At 70.6% G+C, this 9,338-nt stretch carries 8 protein-coding genes and 2 tRNA genes; 9 read left to right on the forward strand and 1 reads right to left on the reverse strand.

What is annotated here, in order from left to right:
* The first annotated feature begins 10 nt into the window (after positions 1-10).
* The 9 genes from gnd to VGD85_RS08925 all read left to right on the forward strand — a co-directional run bounded on the left by gnd (position 11) and on the right by VGD85_RS08925 (position 8,820).
* A complete protein-coding gene (gnd, locus tag VGD85_RS08885) occupies positions 11-913 on the forward strand; it encodes a phosphogluconate dehydrogenase (NAD(+)-dependent, decarboxylating) (RefSeq protein WP_331063091.1) in 903 nt (300 codons plus the stop codon).
* Between the two features lie 66 nt (positions 914-979).
* The gene (recF, locus tag VGD85_RS08890) at positions 980-2,134 is read left to right on the forward strand and encodes a DNA replication/repair protein RecF (RefSeq protein WP_331063092.1); all 1,155 of its coding nucleotides are present in this window, start codon (positions 980-982) and stop codon (positions 2,132-2,134) included.
* The gene (locus VGD85_RS08895; RefSeq protein ID WP_331063093.1) at positions 2,124-2,654 is read left to right on the forward strand and encodes a DUF721 domain-containing protein; all 531 of its coding nucleotides are present in this window, start codon (positions 2,124-2,126) and stop codon (positions 2,652-2,654) included. Before recF ends, VGD85_RS08895 begins: the two co-directional genes overlap by 11 nt.
* Positions 2,655-2,830: 176 nt before the next feature.
* Positions 2,831-5,020, forward strand: a complete 2,190-nt coding sequence (gene gyrB / locus VGD85_RS08900; RefSeq protein ID WP_414690784.1) for a DNA topoisomerase (ATP-hydrolyzing) subunit B — start codon at positions 2,831-2,833, stop codon at positions 5,018-5,020.
* Between the two features lie 126 nt (positions 5,021-5,146).
* On the forward strand, positions 5,147-7,816 hold the full coding sequence (gyrA, locus tag VGD85_RS08905; protein ID WP_414690786.1) for a DNA gyrase subunit A: 2,670 nt from the start codon (positions 5,147-5,149) through the stop codon (positions 7,814-7,816).
* The gene (locus VGD85_RS08910) at positions 7,816-8,334 is read left to right on the forward strand and encodes a DUF3566 domain-containing protein (protein ID WP_331063096.1); all 519 of its coding nucleotides are present in this window, start codon (positions 7,816-7,818) and stop codon (positions 8,332-8,334) included. The genes gyrA and VGD85_RS08910 overlap by 1 nt, the downstream gene beginning before the upstream one ends.
* Before the next feature lie 140 nt (positions 8,335-8,474).
* Positions 8,475-8,551: transfer RNA gene (locus VGD85_RS08915), tRNA-Ile, on the forward strand.
* A 33-nt stretch (positions 8,552-8,584) separates the two neighbouring features.
* Positions 8,585-8,710 (forward strand): DLW-39 family protein, encoded by a 126-nt coding sequence (locus VGD85_RS08920; RefSeq protein WP_238383399.1) that lies wholly within the window; start codon positions 8,585-8,587, stop codon positions 8,708-8,710.
* A gap of 37 nt (positions 8,711-8,747) precedes the next feature.
* Positions 8,748-8,820, forward strand: a tRNA-Ala gene (locus VGD85_RS08925).
* Positions 8,821-8,936: 116 nt separating this feature from the next.
* On the opposite strand, the gene VGD85_RS08930 is transcribed toward VGD85_RS08925, so the two are convergent.
* Positions 8,937-9,338: amidohydrolase family protein (locus tag VGD85_RS08930; RefSeq protein WP_331063097.1), on the reverse strand; the 402-nt coding region annotated here is incomplete at its 5' end.

Here is a 9,338-nt window from a genome sequence, read left to right on the forward strand (position 1 = left end):
GAACTGTGGAATGCACATCGGACTCGTCGGGCTCGGCAAGATGGGCGGCAACATGCGCACGCGGTTGCGCGAGGCCGGGCACACGGTCGTCGGCTATGACCGCAACCCGGACGTCGCCGACGTGGACAGCCTCGAGGCGATGGTCGAGCAGCTGCCCTCCCCCAAGGTCGTCTGGGTGATGGTGCCCTCGGGCGACCCGACCCGCGAGACGATCCGCGAGCTCGGGGAGCTGCTCGACGAGGGCGACCTCGTGGTCGACGGCGGCAACAGCAAGTGGACCGACGACCAGGAGAACGCCGACCTGCTGGCCCGCCGCGGCGTCGGCTTCGTCGACTGCGGGGTCTCCGGCGGGGTCTGGGGCCTGAAGAACGGCTACGCCTTGATGTGCGGCGGCTCCGACGAGGACGTCGCGAAGGTGCAGCCGGCCTTCGAAGCGCTCAAGCCCGACGAGGGCGGGTTCGTCCACGCGGGCAAGAAGCCGGGCGCCGGGCACTTCGCCAAGATGGTCCACAACGGCATCGAGTACGCGATGATGCAGAGCTACGCCGAGGGCTGGGAGCTCCTGGAGAAGGTCGATCTCGTCGACAACGTCGCGGAGGTCTTCGACTCCTGGCGCTCGGGCACGGTCATCCGGTCGTGGCTGCTCGACCTCCTCGTCGCCGCCCTCGACGAGGACGCGCACCTCGACCAGATCTCGGGCTATGCCGACGACTCGGGCGAGGGCCGCTGGACGGTGCAGGCCGCGATCGACCACGCCGTCCCCATGCACGCCATCTCGGCTGCGCTGTTCGCGCGGTTCACGTCGCGCCAGGACGACAGCCCGGCGATGAAGGCGGTCGCCGCGATGCGCAACCAGTTCGGTGGGCACGCCGTACACACCGAGCCCCCAGCCGGAGGAGACGTGGGTGAGTAGCCCGCGGAGCTGCGCGCGAGCGCAGCGAGCGAGCGGCTCATCTCGCCCGCACCTCGACGAGCGGTCATGTACGTCGCACACCTGAGCCTCCACGACTTCCGCTCCTACGCCACCGCGGAGGTCGAGCTGTCTCCCGGTGCCACGGCGTTCGTCGGGCGCAACGGGCAGGGCAAGACCAACCTGGTCGAGGCGATCGACTACCTCTCGCGGCTGAGCTCCCACCGGGTCGCCAGCGACGCGCCGTTGGTGCGCGCCGGCTGTGACCAGGCCGTGGTCCGAGCCGCCGTGGTGCGCGACGGGCGCACGGCCGTGCTCGAGGTCGAGCTCAACCCGGGACGCTCCAACCGGGCCCGGGTCAACCGGGCCCCGCTCCCCCGCGCGCGGGAGCTGATCGGTCTGGTGCGCACCGTGGTGTTCTCCCCCGAGGACCTCACGCTGGTCAAGGGCGACCCGTCCGACCGGCGCCGCTTCCTCGACGACCTGCTCGTGCTGCGGATCCCCCGGCTCGCCGGCGTGCGGGCCGACTACGACCGGGTGCTGCGCCAGCGCAACACCCTGCTCAAGACCGCCGGCGCCGCCCGGCGCGGCAGCTCCGGGCAGGAGGCGGCCCTGTCCACGCTCGGGGTCTGGGACGCCCACCTCGCCCGCACCGGCGCCGAGCTGCTCGCCGAGCGGCTCGCGCTGGTCGACGCGCTGCGGCCCTACCTCGGCAAGGCCTACGAGACCGTCGCTCGGGGCGCGACCCGCGACGACGCCGACATCGAGTACAGACCCTCCTTCGACCTCGAGGGCCGCACCGCCCGCGACGACCTGACGGCGGCGCTGCTCGCGGAGGTCGAGCGGCGCCGCGGCGACGAGCTCGACCGCGGGGTCTCCCTGGTGGGCCCGCACCGCGACGAGCTGCTGCTCACGCTCGGCCACGGTGCCTCCGAGAGCCGGCTCCCGGTGAAGGGCTACGCGTCGCACGGCGAGTCGTGGTCGTTCGCGCTCGCCCTGCGGCTCGCGTCCTACGACCTGCTGCGCGCCGACGGCGACGACCCGATCCTGATCCTCGACGACGTGTTCGCCGAGCTCGACAGCGAGCGCCGCTCGCAACTGGCCGAGCTCGTCGCCGACGCCGAGCAGGTGCTGGTCACGGCCGCGGTCGCGGAGGACGTGCCGGCCGCGCTGGCGGGGGTGCGCTACGCCGTCGGCGACGGGGAGGTGACCCGTGAGCAGTGAGGAGCCCCGCGACCCGGACCGCCCCGAGCACCACGACGACGGGCTCGACCTGGCCAGGGCCCTGACCCGTGCGACCGCGAAGGCGACGCCGGCGGCACGCAAGAAACAGCGCAAGAAGGACGCGCCCCGGCCGGGGCGCGTGTCGGGGGCGCACCCCGACGACCGGGACCCACAGCTGCTCGACACCACGTTGGGCCGCCTGGTCGCCGACCACGGTTGGGACCTCGACCTGCGGGTGCACGGCGTGTTCGGCCGCTGGGAGGAGCTGGTCGGCGCCGAGGTCGCGCAGCACTGCACGCCCGAGACGTTCGCGGACGGCCGCCTCGTGGTGCGCACCGACTCCACGGCCTGGGCCACCCAGCTGCGGCTGCTCGCGCCGACCGTCGTACGCCGCCTCAACGAGGAGCTCGGCCACGGCACGGTGACGCTCATCGAGGTGCTCGGCCCGCACGGGCCGTCGTGGAAGAAGGGTCCGCGCTCGGTCCGCGACGGGCGGGGACCGCGCGACACCTACGGCTGAGGTCCCCCGTCGACGCCCCCGTGGCGACTCGTGGGCCCCACGGCCATACCGGGGCCCGTCCGCACCCCTGTTCGGCCCGCGCAGCCGCGCTCACGGGGCGCTTATGGCCCGATTTCCTCCACAGACGCCCCTCCCTCGGACGGCGACACGTGGAATACGGCCCTCAGCGGGCTATCATGGACGATGGCCGCACAGCCCTCGCGCAGCGGCCTTCTCCATGTGCAGACCCTTCAGAAGAGGTACGCGTGAGCGACGTCAACCCTGTCGAGCCCGACGAGAACCCCGTCCCCGCGCCGACCGCTCCCGAGCCGTCCAACGGCCGGGTCGAGACCGAGTACGACGCCTCCGCGATCCAGGTTCTCGAGGGCCTCGAGGCGGTCCGCAAGCGCCCGGGCATGTACATCGGCTCGACCGGCGAGCGCGGTCTGCACCACCTGATCTGGGAGATCGTGGACAACGCCGTCGACGAGGCGCTCGCCGGCTACTGCGACCGCATCGTGCTCACGCTGCAGGCCGACGGCGGGGTCCGGGTCGAGGACAACGGCCGCGGCATCCCCACCGACACCGCGCCCGGACAGGAGCTGCCGGCGCTGACGCTCGCGCTCACGGTCCTCCACGCCGGCGGCAAGTTCGGCGGCGGCGGCTACAAGGTCTCCGGCGGCCTGCACGGCGTCGGTGTCTCGGTCGTCAACGCGCTCTCGACGCGCGTGGTCGCCGAGGTCAGGAACCGCGGCCACCTCTGGCGCCAGACCTTCAGCCTCGGTGTGCCGGACGCGGATCTCGAGGAGGTCCGCCCGATGGAGCCCGGCGAGCGCACGGGCACCGCGGTGACGTTCTGGGCCTCTCCGGACATCTTCGAGACCACGACGTACTCCCTGGAGACGATCACCTCCCGGATCCGCGAGATGGCCTTCCTCAACAAGGGCCTCGAGATCGTCGTGCGCGACGAGCGACCCCAGGCCGACACCATCGTCGACGCCGTCGAGGACGAGACCGTCGCCGACGAGGTCGACTCCCAGCCGGCCGACGCGATCAAGCGCGGCGAGGGCGGTGGCATCGAGCAGATCTTCAAGTACGACCTCGGCCTGGTCGACTACGTCGAGCACATCAACCGCAAGAAGCAGCCGGCCAACCCGTCGATCATCTCCTTCGAGGCCGAGACGCCTGCGGGCGTCGAGAAGCACATGAGCCTCGAGGTCGCGATGCAGTGGAACACCTCGTTCACCGAGTCGGTCCACACCTTCGCCAACACCATCAACACCCACGAGGGCGGCACCCACGAGGAGGGGTTCCGCGCGGCGCTCACCTCCCTGGTCAACAACTGGGGCTTCGAGTGGGGCCTGATGAAGAAGCAGGAGGACCGGCTCACCGGCGACGACATCCGGGAGGGGCTGACCGCGATCATCTCGATCAAGCTCGGGGAGCCGCAGTTCGAGGGCCAGACCAAGACCAAGCTCGGCAACACCGAGGCCAAGGGCTTCGTGCAGCGCGTGGTCAACGACCAGCTCGGTGCCTGGCTGGAGCAGAACCCCGCCGAGGGCAAGGAGATCATCCGCAAGGCCCAGGCCGCGGCGACCGCGCGGATCGCCGCGCGCAAGGCGCGCGACCTGGCCCGCAACCGCAAGGGGCTGCTCGGCAGCGCGGGCCTGCCCGGCAAGCTGCGCGACTGCAGTTCACGCAACCCCGAGGAGTGCGAGGTCTTCATCGTCGAGGGCGACTCGGCCGGTGGCTCGGCGGTCATGGGCCGCGACAACCGGATCCAGGCGATCCTCCCGATCCGCGGCAAGATCCTCAACGTCGAGAAGGCCCGCATCGACAAGGTGCTCGCCAACCAGGAGGTCCAGGCGATCATCTCGGCGCTCGGCACCGGCGTCCACGAGGAGTTCGACCTCGCCAAGCTGCGCTACCACAAGATCGTGTTGATGGCCGACGCCGATGTCGACGGCCACCACATCAACACGCTGCTGCTGACCCTGCTGTTCCGCTTCATGAAGCCGCTGATCGAGGCCGGCCACGTCTACCTCGCCCAGCCGCCGCTCTACCGCATCAAGTGGAACAAGCCGCACGAGCACGAGTTCGTCTACTCCGACGCCGAGCGCGACGCGCTCATGCGCGACGGCCTCGAGCAGGGCAAGAAGCTGCCCAAGGAGGCGCCGATCCAGCGCTACAAGGGTCTCGGTGAGATGAACGCCGACGAGCTGTGGGAGACCACGCTCGACCCCGAGCAGCGGGTCCTGCTCCAGGTCACCCTCGAGGACGCCGCCCAGGCCGACGAGATCTTCTCCATCCTCATGGGTGAGGACGTCGACCAGCGCCGCTCGTTCATCCAGCGCAACGCCAAGGACGTCCGCTTCCTCGATATCTAGCCGTCTACCCCAGACGCTAGACATCGATAGACGCAACCAGAGAGAGCAATCGTGACTGAGACGCAGAGCAACCTCGGCGACGGCGCCGGCGGCGGGCGGATCCAGCCCGTCGACCTGCAGGAGTCGATGAAGCGCTCCTACATCGACTACGCGATGGCGGTGATCGTCGGCCGGGCGCTGCCCGACGTACGCGACGGCCTCAAGCCGGTGCACCGCCGCGTGCTGTACGCGATGTACGACGGCGGCTACCGGCCCGACCGCGGCTTCAACAAGTGCGCCCGCGTCGTCGGCGACGTCATGGGTAACTACCACCCCCACGGCGACTCCGCGATCTACGACACCCTGGTCCGCCTCGCCCAGCCGTGGGTGATGCGCAACCCGCTGGTCAGCGGGCAGGGCAACTTCGGCTCCCCGGGCAACGACCCGGCCGCCGCGATGCGTTACACCGAGTGCCGGATGGCGCCACTGGCCATGGAGATGGTCCGGGACATCGACGAAGAGACCGTCGACATGACCCCGAACTACGACGGCAAGACCGAGGAGCCGGCGATCCTGCCGGCCCGGTTCCCCAACCTGTTGGTCAACGGCTCCGCCGGCATCGCGGTCGGCATGGCCACGAACATCCCTCCCCACAACCTGCGCGAGGTGGCCGCCGGCGCGACCTGGGCGCTGGAGCACCCCGATGCCACCCGCGAGGAGCTCCAGGACGCCCTGATCGAGCGGATCAAGGGCCCCGACTTCCCCAACGGCGCACTCATCGTCGGTCGCGACGGCATCGAGCAGGCCTACCGCACCGGACGGGGCTCGATCACGCAGCGCGCGATCATCGAGGTCGACGAGGACAAGTCCGGCCGGACCGTGCTCGTCATCACCGACCTGCCCTACATGGTCAACCCCGACAACCTGCTGGTGAAGATCGCCGAGCTCGCCGACGCGGGCAAGGTGCAGGGCATCGCCGACGTCCGCAACGAGACGTCCTCGCGCGTGGGCCAGCGGATCATCGTGGTGCTCCGCCGCGACGCCGTCGCGCGCGTGGTGCTGAACAACCTGCTCAAGCACACCGAGCTGCAGACCAACTTCTCCGCCAACATGCTCGCGCTGGTCGACGGTGTGCCGCGGACCCTCACCATCGACCAGTTCATCAGCAACTGGGTCGAGCACCAGATCGACGTGATCCGCCGGCGCACCGAGTTCCGGCTCCGCAAGGCCGAGGAGCGCGCCCACATCCTGCGCGGCCTGGTCAAGGCCCTCGACATGCTCGACGAGGTCATCGCGCTGATCCGGCGCTCCCCCGAGGTCGACGACGCCCGGCGCGGCCTGATCGAGCTGCTCGAGATCGACGAGCTCCAGGCCAACGCGATCCTGGACATGCAGCTGCGCCGCCTGGCGGCGCTGGAGCGGCAGAAGATCATCGACGACCTCGCGGCGATCGAGCGCGAGATCGCCGACCTCAAGGACATCCTGGCCAACGTCAGCCGGCAGCGGCAGATCGTCATCGACGAGCTCGCCGCGATCGTCGACAAGTACGGCGACGACCGGCGCACCCAGATCATCGCGGCGGCCGGCGACCTGTCCATGGAGGACCTGATCCCCGACGAGGACCTCGTCGTCTCGATCACCCGCGGTGGCTACGCCAAGCGCACCCGCGCCGACCAGTACCGCACCCAGAAGCGCGGCGGCAAGGGCGTGCGCGGCGCGACGCTGCGCGGTGACGACGTCGTCGAGCACTTCATCGCGACCACCAACCACCACTGGCTGCTGTTCTTCACCACGGCCGGACGGGTCTACCGCACCAAGGCCTACAACCTGCCCGAGGCCTCCCGCGACGCCAAGGGCGGACACGTCGCCGGGCTGCTCAGCTTCCAGCCCGACGAGAACATCGCCCAGGTGCTGGCGATCCGCGACTACGACCAGGCGCCGTACCTCGTCCTCGCCACGCGAGACGGACTGGTCAAGAAGACCCGCCTGGGCGACTACAACAGCCCGCGGCAGGCCGGCGTGATCGCGATCAACTTCCGCAGCGACGACGACGAGCTGATCGGCGCCGAGCTGGTCAATCCCGAGGACCACATCCTGCTGGTCTCCCGCAAGGGACAGTCGGTGCGGTTCCAGGCCGACGACGCCCAGCTGCGGCCGATGGGCCGCGCGACCGGCGGAGTGACCGGCATGAAGTTCCGCGACGGCGACTCGCTGCTGTCGATGTCGATCATCCGGGCCGCGCAGGTCGAGGCCGAGGAGGCCGCCGAGGCGTCGGGCGAGTCGGTCGAGCAGGTCGCCGAGACCCGTGGACCGTGGTTCGGACTGCACCCGCAGTACGTCTTCACGATCACCGACGGCGGCTTCGCCAAGCGCACTCCGATCCCGGAGTACCGCGTGCAGTCGCGCGGCGGCATCGGCATCCGGGCGATGAAGCTCGCCAACGAGGACCGCGGGGAGCTGGTCGGCGCGTTCATCGTCGAGGACGGCGACGAGGTCCTCTCGATCACCTCCGGTGGGCAGGTCGTGCGCAGCCCCATCGACGAGAACTTCCGGCCCACCGGACGCTCGACGATGGGCGTGAAGTTCGTGACGCCCAAGGCCGGTGACTCCGTCGCCGTGGTGGCGCGCTCGATCGAGGCCCGGGTGGACGAGGAGATCGACGGGAGCGGCGCCGACGGGGCCGACGAGGTTGACGAGTCGTCCGATGCGGGTACGGGTGCAACAATCGAGCCGTCTGCCGCGTCTGACGTGGAGACGAGCCAGGCCGCGGGCGAGGGAGACCCCGAGCCCGACACCGACGGGGAGAGTGACGGCTGATGACCGACCGCCAGGACACCGCCGTACGCGCACCTCTCGGCGAGCGGATCTCCGCGAAGCTGAGCAACGCCGCCGACGAGCACCGTGCGAACGCCCGGCCCGAGTCCGGCAAGGCGGCCGCGAAGGCCGCCGCCGGCGGCCGGCCCCCGCGCCGGGCCCGGCTGCGGCTGACCAGGGTCGACCCGTGGTCGGTGATGAAGACCTCGTTCCTGCTGGCCGTCGCGTTCGCCGTGGTCACGGTCGTCGCGGTGTTCATCATCTGGTCGGTGCTCGCCGCGGCGGGGGTCTGGGACTCGATCAACGACACGGTCCGCGACGTCGTGGGCGGTGAGGACGCCGCCAACTGGGACGTCGAGAAGTACGTCGGGCTCTCCCGCGTGATGGGCTTCACGATGCTGGTGGCCGTCGTCGACGTCGTGCTGATCACCGCGATCGCCACCCTCGGGGCGTTCCTCTACAACATGTCCGCGGCCCTGGTCGGCGGCGTCGAGCTGACGCTGGCCGAGGACGAGCGCTGAGCCGCGGCGGGTTTCACCGGTCAGCCGGTGAAACCCGCACGACACGCCGGTGGGCATCGGCGTGTCGTGCGGGTTCTGGCTGACAAGCACCTCGTTTTGTCGGACCCAGCGGGGGTCCGGTAGTGTTCCCCCTCGGTCACGGGCCTATAGCTCAGACGGTTAGAGCGCTTCCCTGATAAGGAAGAGGTCACAGGTTCAAGTCCTGTTAGGCCCACCATCCGCAGCACACCACCGATCCGTGGGAGCCCCGATGAAGAAGATCCTGTTCCTCCTCCTGGCCGTCGGCGGCGCCGTCTTCGCCAAGCGCAAGCTCGACGAGAGCAAGCAGGAGCAGGCGCTCTGGGCCGAGGCCACCGACCCGGTCGACCGGGCCTGACCCAGCAGCACCACCCACCGGTCCTCGAGACCATCCGGGGGCCTTGGCGCAATTGGTAGCGCACCTGCTTTGCAAGCAGGGGGTTAGGGGTTCGAGTCCCCTAGGCTCCACATAGCCCGCGCCGCCGTGGCCCGCGGCCCCGATCGCCCGTCGAGACACCAGAAGTGGTGGAGGATCGGCGCCCCGGACAGCCATTCCTGGTGTCTCGACGACGAAGCGGCGGAGCTCAGGACACCCACCGGCCGTGGTGCAGCACCCGGCGTACGGCGAGATCCGCGTCCAGCACGACCGCGTCGGCCCGCTGGCCCGGGGCCAGCGCCCCGATGCCGGCCAGACCCAGCATCGCGGCCGGCGTGGCCGTGGCCGCGCGGACGGCGTCCGGCAGCGACAGGCCGACGTGGCGTACGGCGTACCGCAGCGCGGCCGCCATCGTGAGCGTCGACCCGGCGATCGTGTCGGTGCCGGCGAGCCGGGCGACGCCGTCGCGGACCTCGACGACGAGCCGGCCCAGGCGGTAGTCGCCGTCGGCGGCCGCGGCGGCGGCCATGGCGTCGGTGACCAGCACGATGCGCTCGGGCTTGGCCCGGGTCGCGAGGCGCAGTGCCGCCGGATGGACGTGCACGCCGTC

Source organism: Nocardioides sp. (genome assembly GCF_036401255.1).
In the GTDB taxonomy this organism is placed as follows: domain Bacteria; phylum Actinomycetota; class Actinomycetes; order Propionibacteriales; family Nocardioidaceae; genus Nocardioides.